The organism is Hyalangium minutum (assembly GCF_000737315.1).
GTDB classification, from domain to species: domain Bacteria; phylum Myxococcota; class Myxococcia; order Myxococcales; family Myxococcaceae; genus Hyalangium; species Hyalangium minutum.
In genome coordinates this window covers 1-16,753 of record NZ_JMCB01000034.1, presented here as the reverse complement: position 1 = coordinate 16,753, position 16,753 = coordinate 1, and the positions used below count along the sequence as shown (strand labels likewise).

The window sequence follows — 16,753 nt, the reverse complement described above, 5'->3', positions numbered from 1 at the left end:
GTTACGCCTCCAAGATGCGGTGAACTGCGTCGACGACGCGCGCGCAGTCGGGGCGCTGGTGGTGCTCGATGCTGTAGTAAGGGTGCGGCACATCGAAGCCGCTCACCCGCTTGATCGGTGCCTTCAGGTCGTACATCGCATGCTCCGCCAGGAGGGCGGCGAGCTCGCTCGCCACACTGCAGTTCCGCGGTGACTCCTGGATGATGACAACCCGCCCTGTCACGCGAGCCGCCTGGAGCAGTCCTTCCTCATCGAGCGGCGACAGGGTTCTCACATCGCACACATGCGAGGAGACTCCCTCCGTGGCCAGCGCCTCCGCTGCAGCCAGCGCGATCTCCATCATCGCGCCCCACGCGATCAAGGTGACGTCGCTGCCCTCGCGGGCCGTCCGGACCTTGCCGAACGGCACGAGGTGCTCGCCGTCTGGCACCTCGCCGCGCAAGTGGCGGTAGAGCTTCTTCGGCTCGAAGAACACCACGGGATCGGGGCTGCGCAGCGCGGAGGTCAGCAGCCCCTTCGCGTCCGCGGGCGTCGAAGGAGAGACAACCGTGAGCCCGGGCGTGTGACAGAAGTACGCCTCCGGCGAGTCCGAGTGCAGCTCGGGCGCGCGCACGCCGCCGCCGCAGGGGATCCGGATCACCATGGGCATCGGCGCCTTGCCCTGCGTGCGCCAGCGGTAGCGGCTCACGTGGGTGAGGATCTGGTTCAGCGCCGGGTAGCTGAACGCGTCGAACTGCAGCTCGCAGACGGGCTGCAGCCCGGAGAGGCACAGGCCCACGGCCGAGCCCACAATGCCTGCCTCGGCCACGGGCGTGTCCACCACGCGCTCTGCTCCGAACCGGGCTTGGAGGCCCACCGTGATGCGGAAGACGCCCCCGCTACGGCCGATGTCCTCGCCCAGGAGGATCAACTTCGGGTTGCGCTCCATCTCCTCACGCAGGGCGCTCGTGAGCGCCTCCGCGAAAAGCATCGTGCTCATGATGAAGTTACCTTGTGCCCTGTTTGGCCTGGATGCGCTGCAGCTCCGAGAGATCCCGCTCCAGGGCAGGGGTCTTCCGTTCATAGGCATGCGCGAAGGCGAGCTCGGGACCGGGGATAGGCAATGCCTCAGCCTCGGCGATCGCATCCGCCATCTTCGCCAGGAACTCCTCGCGGTACCGGGCCGCCAGCTCCTCCGTCAGCAGCCCACGCCGCATGAGGAGGTTCGCGTAGCGCCCCACGCATTCCTCACGCCGGGCCTGCTCCGCCTCGGTGTCGTCGCGGTAGGCGGAAGGATCATCGGGGAACGCATGGGCCTGTGCGCGGTAGATGAGGCACTCGATGAAGGTGGGGCCTTCTCCTGCGCGGGCCCGGGCCGCCGCCTGGGACACCGCCTGGTAGACGGCGAGCACGTCATTGCCGTCCACGCGCACGCCCAGCATGCCATAGCCTGCGGCCTTGTCCGCGAGCGTGCGGGCCCGGGTCTGCCGGTGCACGGGCGTGCTGATCGCCCACTGGTTGTTGGTGCACAGGAGGATTAGCGGAGCGTTCATCACTCCGGCCATATTGGCGCCCTCGTGGAACTCCCCCTGGGACGTCGCTCCATCTCCAAAGAAGGAGAGCGCGACAGTATCCCGCCCCTGGAGCCGCTCGCCCCAGGCGAAGCCCGCGGCGTGGGGAACGTGCGAGGCCACGGGGATGCTGATCGCGCCGAGCCGCCACTGATGTGGATCCCACCAGCCCTGAGGGTGTCCCCGGCATCCGGCGAGCACGTGCGCCGGAGACATCCCTCGCACCAGTCCGAGCTTGTTCTCGCGATAGGAGGGGAACGCCCAGTCGCTGGCCTTCAAGGCCAACATTGCACCGACTTGGATGGCCTCGTGGCCCCACGAGATCGCCCACGTCCCGATGCGTCCATGCCGATGGTAGACGAGCGCCCGCTCGTCGAAGATGCGCAGGAACACCATCTGCCGGTACAGCTCGAGGGCGAGCGCCTCATCGACTCCCTCCGGGAGTGAGGCGTCAGCCGGATCTGCATTGCCAGGCTTCATGTTTCCGTCAGTCCAGGTTCTCTGGTTTTCGCATGACCAGATGGGGCGTGTTCGTCCTGTTCGGGTCATGCCAATAATGTTCGAAATGCGATGCTACCGAACTGATCAGGGACCAGACAATGCTGCCCTGGTTGCGGAGCGAGCGCCTGGTGCGCGGCCTCGGATCGCGCCCGAGGCTGCCAATCGGCCTCTGCGAGCTCTCGCATATCCATGAACTGACTCGCGTGATCCCCGCGAAGGATTCTCAATCGTGTCGACGATCCAGCGTGCCATTCAGGCGCTAGAGAAGGCGGAAGCGAAGATTGCAGCGCTCGAGCGGGCCAGGAGCGAGCCACTCGCGATAGTCGGACTGAGCTGCCGCTTCCCCGGAGGAAAGGATCCCGAGTCGTTCTGGCGGACCTTGGAGCAGGGCATCGACACGGTGAGGGAAATCCCCAATAGCCGTTGGCGCGTGGAGCCGTCGCTGCAGGGAGGACGGTGGGCGGCGCTGCTCGACGAGGTGGACGGCTTCGACGCGGCGTTCTTCGGCATCTCGCCGCGAGAGGCGTCCGGGATTGATCCACAGCATCGGCTCCTGCTCGAGGTCTCCACCGAGGCTCTGGAGAACGCGGGCATTCCGCTGGAGGCGCTGAACGGGACGCGCACCGGAGTCTTCACCGGCATCATGACCCAGGACTACCTGCACCTGACGCGGGATGCGGGAGAGGAGACGCTGGACGCCTACGCCACGACAGGAGTGGGGGCGTGCTTCGGCAGTGGCCGGCTCTCGTACGTGCTGGGGTTGCAGGGGCCGTGCATGACGGTGGACACGGCGTGCTCGTCGTCGCTGGTGGCGGTGCACCTGGCCTGTCAGAGCCTGCGCTCGGGCGAGAGCGACGTGGCGCTCGCCGGGGGCGTGAACCTCATCCTGTCTCCATGGACGATGCAGCTGGTCATCCAGATGCAGGCGCTGTCGCCGGACGGGAGGTGCCGAGCGTTCGACGCGAAGGCGAACGGGTTCGTGAGGGGAGAGGGCTGTGGGGTGGTGGTGCTCAAGAGGTTGTCGGACGCGGTGAGGGATGGAGACCGGATCCGAGCGGTGATCCGAGGCTCAGCAGTGAACCAGGACGGGAGGAGCACGGGGCTGACGGCGCCGAACGTGTTGTCGCAGCAGGCGTTGCTGCGCAAGGCGCTGGAGAGCGCGGGCGTGAAGCCGGCAGACGTGAGCTACGTGGAGGCGCACGGGACGGGGACGCCGCTGGGGGACCCGATCGAGATGGAAGCGCTCAGGGAGGTGTTGGGCGCGCCGGGGGAAGGGGCCGGGCTGTGCGCAGTGGGCTCGGTGAAGACGAACGTGGGGCACCTTGAGGCGGCGGCAGGGATAGCGGGTCTGATCAAGACGGTGCTGTCGCTGGAGAAGGAGAAGCTGCCGAAGCACGTGAACTTCGAGGCGTTGAACCCGCGGATAGAGCTGGAGGGGAGCCGGCTGCGAGTGGTGGGAGGTGGGCAGGAGTGGAAGAGGGGAGAGAAGGCGCGGGTGGCAGGAGTGAGCTCGTTCGGGCTGAGCGGGACGAACGCGCACGTGGTGTTGGAGGAGGGGCCCCGGCGTGAGGAGAGGGGAGGAGAGGAGGGAGGGGAGCACGTGGTGGTGGTGTCAGCGAGGAGTGAAGGAGCGCTGAAGGAGGCGGCGAAGGAGTACGCGGGGTACCTGGAGGGAGAGGAGGGGTTGAGGCTGGGGGACGTCGCGTACACGGGGCTGATGAGGAGGAGCCAGCACGAGCACCGGCTGGCGGTGGTGGGCAGCAGCGTGGAGGAGGTGAGAGAGGGCTTGAGGGGCTGGTCGGAGGGGAGGGAAGTGAGTGGGGTGGTGAGCGGGAGGGGAGGAGAGGGGAGCGCGCGAGTGGTGTTCGTGTACTCGGGGCAGGGAGCGCAGTGGAAGGGGATGGGGAAGGAGCTGATGGAGAGCTCGGAGGTGTTCCGGCGAGCGGTGGAGGAGTGTGAGGCGGGGTTTAGGGAGGTGGGTGGCTACTCGGTGGTGGAGGCGCTGAAGGGAGAGGAGCCGGAGAGGACGGACCAGATACAGGCGACGCTGTACGCGATGCAGGTGGGGCTGACGGAGCAGTGGAGGGCGTGGGGAGTGGAGCCCGAGGCGGTGGTGGGGCACAGCATGGGGGAGGTGGGGGCTGCGTATGCGGCGGGAGTGCTGAGCGCGAGGCAGGGAGCGGAGGTGATTTGGAAGAGAAGTCAGTTGATGAAGAGCAAGAGCGGGCAGGGGGCGACGGGGGTGGTGGAGTTGGGGTGGGAGCAGGTGAAGGAGGAGCTGAAGGGTTACGAGGGGCGGGTGGCGGTGAGCGCGGTGAACAGCGAGAGGATGACGGGGATAGCGGGGGAGAAGGAGGCGGTGGAGGAGTTGTTGAGGGGCTGGGAGAAGAGGGGAGTGTTCAGCCGGCGAGTGAAGATGGATGTGGCGGCACACAGCCCGCAGATGGAGGAGCTGAAGGAGCCGCTGAGGAGAGAGCTTTCGGGGCTGAGGCCACAGGCGGGGAAGGTGGCGCTGTACTCGACAGTGACAGGGGAGAAGGAGGAGGGGCGAGGGATGGGAGCGGAGTACTGGGTGAGGAACATGAGAGAGCCCGTGTACTTCGCGAAGGGATTGAAGGGAGCGATGGGAGGAGGGAGGAGCGTGGTGGTGGAGGTGAGCGCGCACCCGGTGTTGATGGCGGTGATGCAGCAGGTGGTGGAGGAGGCAGGAGCGAAGGAGAGGGTGAGGGTGGTGGGGAGCCTGAGGAGGCAGCAGGGGGAGAGGAGGGCGCTGCTGGAAGGGCTGGGGAGTGTGTATGCGTGGGGAGGGCGAGTGGAGTGGAGCAAGGGCCCCGAGAGTCAGGGCCGGTGCGTGCCGCTGCCGACCTACCCCTGGCAGCGTGAGAAATTCTGGGTGCAGACGAAGGGGGACGCGCCCGCGAGCGCAGGGCTGGTGAGAGGGGAAGGAGGGCACCCGCTTGCGGGAGCGGCATTCAGCGTGTCGACGCAGCAGGGGACGCGCTTCTGGGAGAGCACGCTCAGCGTGTCACGAGTGACGTACCTCAAGGATCACCGTGTGGGCGGAGCAGTGGTGGTGCCAGGAACCGGGTATGTGGAGATGGGGCTGTGGGCGGCGAAGGAGGCGTTTGGGACGGAGGGCGCGTACGAGCTGGAAGAGGTGAGGTTCCGAGCGGCGCTGGTGCTGGGGGAGGAAGGCCGGCGCGTGCAGGTGGCGCTGACGGTGGAGGGACCGGCGGAAGGTAGCTTCCGTGTCAGCAGCCAGGGGGAGGGCGAGGCGCAGTGGACGCTACACGCCAGCGGGCAGGTGAGGCGTGTGGCGGAGCAGCCGGTGCAGCTCGAGGCGCTGGAGGTTCTTCGCGCCAGAATGAGTTCAGGCAAGCCGGTCGATGGCTTCTATGAAGAGCTGAGAGGCAAGGGCCTCGAGTACGGGCCCACGTTCCAGGGCGTGCGCGAGTTGTGGAGCGGCGCCGGGGAGGCTCTGGGCCGCCTGGAAGTGCCAGAGGCGGTGGTGCAGGACCGCGCGTACCGGCTGCACCCAGCCGTGCTGGACGCGGCGCTTCAGGTGATAGGCCAGGCGGCTGGCCCGACAGGGGAGGCGGCGGCAGGAGACGCAGGCCCTTCCGTCCCGGTGCTGCTATCGCGAGTGAGGGTGTATCGCGAGGTGTCCCCGCGCATGTGGAGCTTCGTGCGGGTGGGCACGGCCCAGGGCGGGGAGTGGGAAGCAGAGATCGAGCTGAGGGACGACGCAGGGCAGCTGGTGGCCGAGGTGCGCGGGCTGCGTGCGGCGCCGCTGGGCGGCACGCAGACTGTGAAGCAGGAGGGCTTGCCGCTCCTGGTGCAGCGCTGGCTCAAGCAGGAGGCTGCGGCGGAGGAAGTGTCGAAGCCGGGCCGCTGGCTGGTGGTGCTCGATGAGGGCGGGTGGGCCGAGCGAGTCGCCCGGCAGTTGGAGGCGCGAGGCCAGCAGGTGGTGGCGTGGAAGCCGTCAGCGGGCGTTCCGATGGCCGCTGCGCTGGAGCAGGCCTTCAGTGATGAGGGAGGGCGAGGCGTGGTGATGTGCCACGGCCTGGATGTGGTGGTGCGGGAGAACAGCAGCGCCGAGGAGGTGCTGGGAGGGCAGGAGAGGGCGTTCCTGCGGGTGCAGGAGTTGGTGAAGGCGATGGGCCAGCAGCGTTGGCGCCAGGCGCCGCGGCTGTGGCTGGTGACGAAGGGCGCACAGCGGGTGGAGGGAGATGCCACCCCGGTGTCGCTGGGGCAGGTCGGGCTGTGGGGCCTGGGCCGGACTCTGGCGATGGAGCGCCCGGAGCTGTCCTGCAGACGGGTGGATGTGGATGGGGCCTCAGGTCAGGAGTTGCTGGTGAGGCAGCTGCTGGCCGAGTCGCAGGAAGAGGAGTGGGTGCTGCGCGAGGCGGGCACGTACGTAGGCCGGCTCGAGAAGATGGAGACGGTGCGCCGTGCCGAGCGGAAGGAGAAGGCGGGTGCGCGAGCGTTCCGGTTGGAGCTGGGGGCGTCCACGGGCTCGGACCGGCTGGCGCTGCGAGAGATCCCAGTGCGCCCTCCCGGCTCCGGTGAAGTGCGGGTGAGGGTGGCGGCGGTGGTGCTGCAGGTTCCCTCGGGAGATGCTGCGGGCTTGGCTGGAGACTGCGTGGGCCACATCGACGCGGTGGGCTCCGGCGTCGAGAGTTTCACGGTGGGCCAGCAGGTCATGTTGGCAGGGCGCTCGGAGGTGACCTCCGTCATCACCGCACCCATGTTCTCCGTTGTCCCATTGCCGAGGCCGCTGTCGGTCGAGCAGGCGGCGGCGATGCTCGCCCTGGTGGATGTCGCCATCCTCCTGCGCAACCCTCCCCAGCAGGCTGCGAGCTTGTTGCAGGAGGTCGCCCGGCTGAACGAGAGCGGCATCCTGAAGCCGCTGGCGCATCAACTCCTTCCCGTCTCACGCCTTCCGGTCGCGCTCCAGGAGACGGCGCAGGATCGGCACACCGGGAAGCTGGTGGTGGATCTGTCAGAGCCGGATGTCCCAATCTCGATGGGAGCGGAAGCAGGGCTGCTGAAGGAAGAGAGCAGCTACCTGGTGACAGGAGGGTTGGGAGGGCTGGGCCTGTCGGTGGCGAAGTGGCTCGTGGAGCAGGGAGCCAGGCGGCTGGTGCTGATGGGGCGAGGCGGAGCGGAGAGTGAGGAGCAGCGGGGTCAGGTGGAGGAGCTGAGGGCCCGGGGAGCGCGAGTGGAGGTGAGCCGAGGTGACGTGGGGAAGGTGGAAGAGGTGAGGAAGGCGGTGGAGATGGCGGAGGGGATGGGGCCGTTGAAGGGAGTGGTGCACGCGGCGGGAGTGGTGGAGGACGGGCTGCTGGAGCAGCAGACGGCAGAGAAGGTGAGCCGAGTGCTGAGGCCAAAGGTGGGTGGAGGGTGGAACGTGCACGAGGCGACGAGGAAGAAGGAGCTGGATTTCGTGGTGATGTACTCGTCAGCCGCGTCGCTGTTGGGCTCGCCCGGGCAGAGCAACTACGCGATGGGCAATGCGTTCATGGATGGGCTGGCGGAGTACCGCCAGGCGCAGGGGCTGCCGTGCGTGAGCGTGCAGTGGGGAGCGTTCTCGGAAGTGGGCATGGCCGCAGCGCTGGCCAACCGGGGCGAGAGGCTTTCCCAGCGGGGCATGAGCCAACTGACGCCGCAGCAGGGGCTCCGTGTGCTGGGGGAACTGCTGCACGCCGAGGAGGCGCAGGTGGGCGTGGTCCCGCTCGATGTACGCCAGTGGGTCGAGTTCTATCCGCACCTGGCGACGATGACGCGCTTCAAGGAGCTGCTGCAGACGAAGGCAGCCCCGCAGAAGGGAGATCCCGAGTTGGTGGCGCGCTTGCGGGCCGCGAGCGCGGTGGATCGGCCGGGGATGATGGAGTCGCTGGTACGGGAGCAGGCGGCGGCGGTGCTCCGGCTGAAGCCCTCACGTATCGATCGGGAGACGCCCCTGAAGGCGCTGGGCTTCGACTCGCTGATGGGCCTGGAACTGCGCAACAGGTTGGAGGCCCGGCTGGGCTTCACACTCTCAGCGACTCTGGTGTGGACGTACCCCCATGTCGCGGCGCTCACTGAGTACCTCTGCTCCTTGCTCGGAGCGGCGCTCGAAGACGGAGTGTCAGTGGACACCGCGGGCCTGCGAGGTGAAGCCGCTGCCACGCAGGCTGCCCACTCGGCCGGGGAACTGAAGCAGGAAATCACTGAGCGCGCGCTGGACGAGATGTCTGACGACGAGCTTGCAAGCCTGGGAGAGCAGTTGCTGGGCGGCACTCGCTCCACGGAAGTGACTTGATCCATGTCGAACGAAGGCACTGACAAGTTCAAGGATCTCTTCAAGAGATCCCTGGTGAAGATCTCCGAACTGGACGAGCGCGTCCGTCAGCTCGAGCACGAGAAGGCGGAGCCCATCGCCATCGTGGGAATGGCGTGCCGCTTCCCCGGGGGAGGCAGGGATCTCGAGTCCTTCTGGAACGCACTCGACCAGGGCGTGGACGCGATTACCCGCGTCCCCGAGAGCCGTTGGCGCACCGAGGACTGGCCGGAGCCTCCGGCGGTGCGCTGGGGCTCGTTCCTCGATCAGATCGAGCAGTTCGATCCCAGCTTCTTCGGCATCTCGCACCGCGAGGCGCTGAAGATGGATCCCCAGCAGCGGTTGCTGCTCGAGGTGAGCTGGACGGCCCTCGAGGATGCGGCGCAGCCCGCAGATCAGCTCATGGGCAGCCAGACCGGCGTCTTCATTGGCATCTCCACCCATGACTACCAGGAGCGGGTGTCCACGTTGCCGCCCGAAGACCTGGATGTGCACTGCGCCACCGGCAACATGTACAGCATCGCGGCCGGGCGGCTCTCGTATGTGCTGGGGCTGCAAGGCCCCGCCATGTCCGTGGACACGGCGTGCTCGTCGTCGCTGGTGGCGGTGCACCTGGCCTGCCAGAGCCTGCGCGCGGGCGAGTGCGGCGTGGCGCTCGCCGGGGGCGTGAACCTCCTGCTCTCGCCCGTGAGCATGCAGCTCGTCGCCCAGGCGCTGTCGCCGGACGGGAGGTGCCGAGCGTTCGACGCGAAGGCGAACGGGTTCGTGAGGGGAGAGGGCTGTGGAGTGGTGGTGCTCAAGAGGTTGTCGGACGCGGTGAGGGATGGAGACCGGATCCGAGCGGTGATCCGAGGCTCAGCAGTGAACCAGGACGGGAGGAGCACGGGGCTGACGGCGCCGAATGTGTTGTCGCAGCAGGCGTTGCTGCGCAAGGCGCTGGAGAGCGCAGGCGTGAAGGCCCGGGAGGTGAGCTATCTCGAGGCGCACGGGACGGGGACGCCGCTGGGGGACCCGATCGAGATGGAGGCGCTCAAGAAGGTGCTGGGCGCGCCGGAGGAAGGGGCTGGGCTGTGCGCGGTGGGCTCGGTGAAGACGAACGTGGGGCACCTTGAGGCGGCGGCGGGGATAGCGGGTCTGATCAAGACGGTGCTGTCGCTGGAGAAGGAGAAGCTGCCGAAGCACGTGAACTTCGAGGCGTTGAACCCGCGGATAGAGCTGGAGGGGAGCCGGCTGCGAGTGGTGGGAGGGGGGCAGGAGTGGAAGAGGGGAGAGAAGGCACGGGTGGCGGGGGTGAGCTCGTTCGGGTTGAGCGGGACGAATGCGCACGTGGTGCTGCAAGAGGCCCCCGTGCCAGCGGCTGCCGCCCAGGCCAGTCCTCACCGAGAGCGGCCGACGCACGTTCTGGCGCTCTCGGCGATGACCCACGAGGCCCTCCGTGCGCAGGCTCGCCAGATGTCCGAGCACCTGCTCTCGCATCGTGAGCAGCCGTTCGCGGATGCTTGCTTCACCGCCAACACGGGGCGCGCACACCTCGTGCACCGTCTCTCGGTGGTGGCGTCCTCTCCCGAGCAGGCCGCGGCGGAGTTGATGGCCTTCTCGCGAGACCCTGCCAGCGCGGGTTGCGCTCAGGGCGAAGCCACTCCTCAAGCTCTCGGGAAGGTGGCCTTCCTGTTCACCGGCCAGGGCTCCCAGTTCCTGGGCATGGGGCGTGAGCTGTACGAGACGCAGCCCGTGTTCCGCGAGGCGCTTGATCGGTGCGCGAAGATCCTCGAAGGGCGCCTGCCCAGGCCGCTGCTCTCCGTCATCCACGGGGAAGATCCGGAGCTGCTCGATCAGACGCAGTACACGCAGCCGGCCTTGTTCGCGGTGGAGTACGCGCTGACAGAGCTGTGGCGCTCTTGGGGGGTGACGCCGCACGCGGTCTTCGGGCACAGCGTCGGTGAGTTCGTGGCGGCCTGCGTCGCCGGGGTCTACACGCTCGAAGAGGGCTTGGGGCTCATCAGTGAGCGCGCGCGCCTCATGCAGGGGCTGAGCGCGCCCGGGGCCATGCTGTCCGTTCGCGCGAAGCCTGCTCGCGTCGAGCAGGCCCTGGCGCGCTACCAGAGCCGCCTCTCCATCGCCGCTTTCAATGGCCCCGAGCGCGTCTCCTTCTCCGGAGATCGTGACGCCGTGGAGGCACTCGCCGCCGAGCTGTCCGCGGAGGGCATCGAGGCCAAGGCGCTGCGTGTCTCGCACGCGTTCCACTCGGCGCACATGGAGCCCATCCTGCCCGCGCTGGAGCGGGAGGCCTCGAAGGTGGCCTTGCAGCCCGCGCGCATCCCCTGGGTGACCAACGTCTCGGGCGGAGTCTCCACGCGCGTGACGGCGGAGTACTTCCGGCGCCAGTGCCGCGAGCCCGTCCGGTTCACCGAGGCCATGTCCGCCCTGGCCTCGCTGGGCTGCGACGTGTTCCTGGAGGTGGGGCCTCACCCGACGCTGCTCGGGCTGGCGGCTGACTGCGTGTCCCAGGGCTCCTTCCTGCCCTCGTTGCGGCGCGGCCAGTCCGACTGGGCGGTGATCGGCCGGAGCCTGGGCGAGCTGTACGTGCGGGGGGCTCGCATCGACTGGCGTGGCTTCGACAAGCCTTACTCGCGACGCGTCGCCTCGGTGCCTCACTATCCGTTCCAGCGCTCCCGCTACTGGATCGACCGGGAGGAGCACCCGCTGCCCGGTGCGCGGCTCGATGCGAACGGCGAGCGCATCCTCAGCCCCGGTGAAGAGGCGCAGTACGTCATCGAAGTCAGCACCTCGCGGCAGCCGTATCTCGAGGACCACAAGCTCGAGGGCCGGGTGGTGGTCCCCGGGGCGTTCTATATGGCTACCGTGCTCGAGCTCGCCGCGCGGCTCCGGGGCTCGCGGGAAGGGCTGGGGCTGGAGGGGCTCGTCATCCCAGAGCCGCTCATTGTGTCGCAGCCCACCCGCCTGCACCTGCTCTTCGCCCCCGATGGCGAGGGCCGGCGCTTCCAGGCGTCGACCCCTGAGACGAACGGAGATCAGGTTTCCTGGCACACGCACGCAGCCGGCCGGTTGAAGGAGAAGGTGTCGGGGCATGAGCTGGGCACTGCACCCAGCTCGCTGGAGGCCCTGCGCGCGCGTTGCCCGAACGAGGCCGGGCTCGACGGGTTCTATCAGGCAGCTCAGGACGGTGGTCTGGAGTTGGGGCCCAGCTTCCGCTGGATCCGGCAGATGTGGCGCGGCGATGGCGAGGCCCTGGCCCGGCTTGGCAGGCCTTCGACGATCGAGTTCAAGAGCGGGGCTCCCCACCCGGGGATGATCGACGCGTGGCTGCAGGTGGTGGGCGCGGCGCTGCCCGCGGAGAGCACTTCCGCGACCTATCTTCCTTTCCGGATCGAGAGCCTTTGGTGCGGCGAACTCCCGGACGAGGAGCTGTGGTGCCACACCCGCTTCCGCCCGGGTTCCGGTGCGCCTGGTGAGAGCTGGTCCGGCGACGCGAAGGTCTACGATTCGAAGGGGCGGCTCGTCGGCTTCATCGAGGGGCTGCTGCTCAAGAAGGTGGCGCTCACCCGGCCAGCGCCCGCGCGCTCGCGGGTTCGTACCGATTGGATGTACGAGCTGGCGTGGCGGCCCAGCCCGCTCCCTGTGAGCCCGGTGCCGTCCTCGCGGCGGGTGCTCGTCTTCGGTGGGGCGGGCGATCAGGCGTGGGTAGAGGCACGGCGTCAGGCCGGAGGCACCTGGATCGAGGTGCTTCCAGGAGAGCGGTTCGAGCAGCTGGACGCGGAGCACTTCCGGGCCAATCCCGCGTCGCCCGAGGACGTGCGCCGCGTGCTCGAGTCCGTCAAGGAGCCGCTCCTCACTGATATCCTCTTCTTGTGGACGGCCGCCGCGGGCGACGACGCCGCCATGGCCGAGCGGAGCTGTCTGGGCGCGTTGCACCTGATCCAGGGCCTGGTCTCTGCGGGCCTCACGCCGCGCCTGTGGCTCGTCACTCACGGAGCGCAGCGCGTGGAGCAGGAGCCCCTCGCGCCAGCGCAGGCGATGCTGTGGGGCCTTGGCCGTACCGCAGGTAACGAGCATCCCGAGCTGTCGTGCGTCCTGGTCGACCTGGAGCCCGGGGACACGGAGCGGGTCTCGCTGCTGGCGGAGCTGGCTGCGGGCGCCACCGGGGAGACTCAGCTCGCGTGGCGCGGTGGTAAGCGCTACCTCGCGCGGTTGGTGCAAGCCGGTGAGACGCGCGGCGCGCTGCGGCTCCCGGATGCCGAGTCCTACGTGCTGCAGATCGCCCGGCGTGGAGTGCTGGAGGATCTGACCCTGGTGCCGAGAGGCCGCCGGGAGCCGGCAGCCGGAGAGATCGAGATCTCCATCGAGGCGATGGGTCTGAACTTCCGCGACGTGCTCAACGCGCTCGGGATGTACCCGGGCGATCCGGGCCCCCTGGGGCTCGAGTGCGCTGGCACCGTGACGCGCGTGGGTCCTGGGGTGGCCCATGTGGCCGTGGGCGATGCCGTGATGGCGCTCGCTCCAGAGAGCTTCGCCCGGTATGTCACCGTGGACGCCCGGAAGGCCGTGCGCCGCCCGAAAGGCATGAGCGCCGCGGAGGCCGCCACCATCCCGGTCGCGTTCCTCACCGCATGGTATGGCCTGCACCGGCTCGGCCGCATCACGCGGGGAGATCGGATCCTCATCCACGCCGCGGCGGGGGGCGTTGGCATGGCCGCCGTGCAGGTCGCCCAGCGCGCGGGTGCCGAGGTGTTCGCCACGGCCAGCCGAGGCAAGTGGAGAGCCCTCCACCGCATGGGCGTGAAGCGGGTGATGAGCTCGCGCACCCTCGACTTCGCGGACGAGATCCGACGTGACACCGGCGGACAGGGCGTCACGCTGGTGCTCAACTCGCTCACCGGCGAGTTCATCCCCAAGAGCCTGGCGATCATGGCTCCGGGGGGCCGGTTCCTGGAGATGGGCAAGGTGGATCTGTGGGAGCCCGAGCGCGTCGCGGCGCACCGGTCCGATGTCTCGTTCCAGGCGTTCGACCTGGGGACGGTGGGACCCGACGAGATCCAGGAGATGCTCGTCGAGCTCGCCGGGGCTTTCGAGCGCGGCGAGCTGCGCCCTCTGCCGAGGCGCGACTTCCCAATCACCCGCGCGATCCCCGCCTTCCGGTGGATGCAAGGGGCCCGGCACGTGGGCAAGGTGGTGCTCCTGCCCCCCGAGGCTGCTTCCGCCGCGTTCTCCGCGCGCGAAGACGCGTCCTATCTCGTCACCGGTGGCCTGGGGGCGCTCGGGCTTCGGGTGGCACGATGGCTGGCTGGGTGCGGAGCACGGCACCTCGTGCTCTGCGGGCGCAGCGGCGTCACCACGGACGCGCAGCGGACAGTCCTGAGCGAGCTGGCCGGGGCTGGCGTGCATGTCGAGGTGCTGGCGCTGGATGTCTCGGACAAGGCGCGTCTGGGCGAGGCCCTGGCGGAGCTCGAGCGGCGCATTCCGCCGGTGCGGGGCATCTTCCACAGCGCGGGTGTCCTGGACGACGGCATCCTCCTGCGCCAGACGCCGGAGCGCTTCCGCAAGGTTCTGGCTCCGAAGGTGGACGCCGCGCTCGCGCTCCATGAGCTGACCCGGGATCGGGTGCTCGATCGGTTCGTGCTCTTTTCGTCCGTGGCTTCACTCATGGGTAGCCAGGGACAGGGCAACTACGCTGCGGCCAACGCGTTCCTCGACGCCCTGGCGCACGCGCTGCGGGATGAAGGCGTCTCCGCGGTGAGCATTAACTGGGGCGCCTGGACGGAAGGCATGGCCGGGAGGCTGGATGCTCAGCAGTCCGGGCGTGTGGCCTCTCAGGGCATGGGCGTCATCCCTCCCGAGGAGGGCATCGCGCTGCTGGAGCGCGTCCTGGTCAGCGGCGCGGCGAATCTGGCCGTTCTCCCCATCGACTGGTCGGCGCTGACGGCTCGTGCCGCGGCGCTTCCTCCGTTCCTGGCGGAGGTGGCGCCTCGTGGCGAGCAGCAGGGCGCGCCCGTGCTTGTCGGCACGGAGCTGGTCGAGCGCCTGCGCCGGGCCGCGCCTGATGAGCGTGCCGAGTTGCTGCGAGCGGCGGTGCAAGGACAGGCCGCGAAGGTCCTGGGAGCCCCCTCGGCCTCGGACGTTCCCCTGCGACGGCCGTTGCGTGAGCTGGGCCTGGACTCCCTCATGGCGGTCGAGCTGCGCAATGCCCTGGCGCGCATGGTGGGCAAGCCGCTCCCGGCAACCCTGGTGTTCGATCACCCGACGCTCGAGCAGATCGTCCGGTATCTGCTCGATCAGGTCCTCCAACTCGAGGATGTGGCCGCCAGCTCTACGGTGGAGGCGGTGGCGGAGCAGGCCGCGGACGAGCCGATCGCGATCGTGGGCATGGCCTGCCGCTTCCCGGGAGGAGCCAACAGCCCGGAGGCCTTCTGGTCTCTGCTCCGGGATGGAGTGGATGGCATCCGCGAGGTGCCTCCGGAGCGGTGGCGCATCGACGACGTCTACGATCCCGAGCCTGGGCGGGCGGGGAAGATGTACACCCGCTGGGGCGGTTTCCTGGACGGCGTGGATCGCTTCGACGCCGGTTTCTTCGGCATTGCGCCGCGCGAGGCTGCGGCCATGGATCCCCAGCAGCGGCTGCTGCTCGAGGTGACCTGGGAGGCACTGGAGAGCGCCGGCCAGCGTGACGACGCGCTGATGGGGAGCCCCACCGGCGTGTACCTGGGCATCTGCGGGAGCGACTATGCGCAACTGTCTCTGGGCTCGCTGGGCAGCGACGTCCACGCCGGGACGGGGACCGCGTTCAGCGTGGCGGCCGGACGGCTCTCCTACGCGCTGGGGCTGAAGGGACCGGCGATCGCGATCGAGACGGCCTGCTCCTCCTCGCTGGTGGCGGTGCATCTGGCCTGCCAGAGCCTTCGCTCGGGAGAGACCCAACTGGCCCTGGCGGGTGGCGTCAACCTGATGCTGACGCCTGAGCTGACGATGTACTTCTCCCAGATCCGCGCGATGGCGCGCGACGGCCGGTGCAAGGCGTTCTCCGCCGCGGCGGACGGGTATGTGCGCAGCGATGGTTGCGGAATGGTGGTGCTCAAGCGCCTGTCCGCCGCCCTTCGGGATGGCGATCCGATCTGGGCGGTGGTCCGGGGCTCGGCGGTGAACCAGGACGGCCGGAGCAATGGGCTCACGGCTCCAAATGGGCCCTCACAGGAGGCGGTCATCCGGGGAGCGCTGCGGCAGGCCGGGCTCACTCCCGCGGACGTGGGTTACATCGAAGCGCACGGCACGGGGACTCCGCTGGGCGATCCGATCGAGCTGCAGGCGCTCGGTGCGGCGCTCGGCAAGGGCCGCCCAGCCGATCAGCCGCTGCTCGTCGGCTCAGTGAAGACGAACATTGGTCACTCGGAGGGAGCAGCGGGCATCGCTGGCCTGATCAAGGCCGTGCTGGTGCTGCGTCACGAGGCGATTCCTCCCAGCCTGCACTTCACGGAGCCCAATCCGCACATTCCGTGGGACAGCCTGCCCATCCAGATTCCCACTCAGCTTGTCCCCTGGAAGCGAGGAGAGAAGGCGCGAGTGGCGGGAGTGAGCTCGTTCGGGTTGAGCGGGACGAATGCGCACGTGGTGTTGGAGGAGGGGCCCCGGCGTGAGGAGAGGGGAGGAGGGGAGGAAGGGGAGCACGTGGTGGTGGTGTCAGCGAGGAGTGAAGGAGCGCTGAAGGAGGCGGCGAAGGAGTACGCGGGGTACCTGGAGGGTGCGGAGGGAGTGAGGCTGAAGGACGTTGCGTACACGGGGCTGATGAGGAGGAGCCAGCACGAGCACCGGCTGGCGGTGGTGGGCAGGAGCGTGGAGGAGGTGAGTGGAGGGCTGAGGGGCTGGTCGGAGGGGAGAGAGGTGAGTGGGGTGGTGAGTGGGAGGGGAGGAGAGGGGAGCGCGCGAGTGGTGTTCGTGTACTCGGGGCAGGGAGCGCAGTGGAAGGGGATGGGGAAGGAGCTGATGGAGAGCTCGGAGGTGTTCCGGCGGGCGGTGGAGGAGTGCGACGCGGCGTTTCGGGAGGTGGGTGGGTACTCGGTGGTGGAGGCGCTGAAGGGAGAGGAGCCGGAGAGGACGGACCAGATACAGGCGACGCTGTACGCGATGCAGGTAGGGCTGACGGAGCAGTGGAAGGCGTGGGGAGTGGAGCCAGAGGCGGTGGTGGGGCACAGCATGGGGGAGGTGGGGGCTGCGTATGCGGCGGGAGTGCTGAGCGCGAGGCAGGGAGCAGAGGTGATTTGGAAGAGAAGTCAGTTGATGAGGAGCAAGAGCGGGCAGGGGGCGACGGGGGTGGTGGAGTTGGGGTGGGAGCAGGTGAAGGAGGAGCTGAAGGGTTACGAGGGGCGGGTGG

4 protein-coding genes are annotated in these 16,753 nt (G+C 68.7%); 2 read left to right on the top strand and 2 right to left on the bottom strand.

Annotation, left to right across the window (positions count from 1 at the left end; translation table 11 throughout):
* Window position 1 precedes the first annotated feature (1 nt).
* Together DB31_RS43505 and DB31_RS43500 are read right to left on the bottom strand one after the other, a co-directional pair.
* Window positions 2-979: an alpha-ketoacid dehydrogenase subunit beta gene (locus tag DB31_RS43505; RefSeq protein WP_044199767.1), complete on the bottom strand. Its 978-nt coding sequence runs from the start codon at window positions 977-979 to the stop codon at window positions 2-4.
* A gap of 7 nt (window positions 980-986) precedes the next feature.
* The gene (locus tag DB31_RS43500; protein WP_044199763.1) at window positions 987-2,030 is read right to left on the bottom strand and encodes a thiamine pyrophosphate-dependent enzyme; all 1,044 of its coding nucleotides are present in this window, start codon (window positions 2,028-2,030) and stop codon (window positions 987-989) included.
* A 250-nt stretch (window positions 2,031-2,280) separates the two neighbouring features.
* On the opposite strand from DB31_RS43500, the gene DB31_RS43495 reads away from it, so the two are divergent.
* On the top strand, window positions 2,281-8,355 hold the full coding sequence (locus DB31_RS43495; RefSeq protein ID WP_052420710.1) for a type I polyketide synthase: 6,075 nt from the start codon (window positions 2,281-2,283) through the stop codon (window positions 8,353-8,355).
* A 3-nt stretch (window positions 8,356-8,358) separates the two neighbouring features.
* Window positions 8,359-16,753, top strand: an 8,395-nt coding sequence (locus DB31_RS43490; protein WP_052420709.1) for a type I polyketide synthase, incomplete at its 3' end; no start/stop codon positions are given.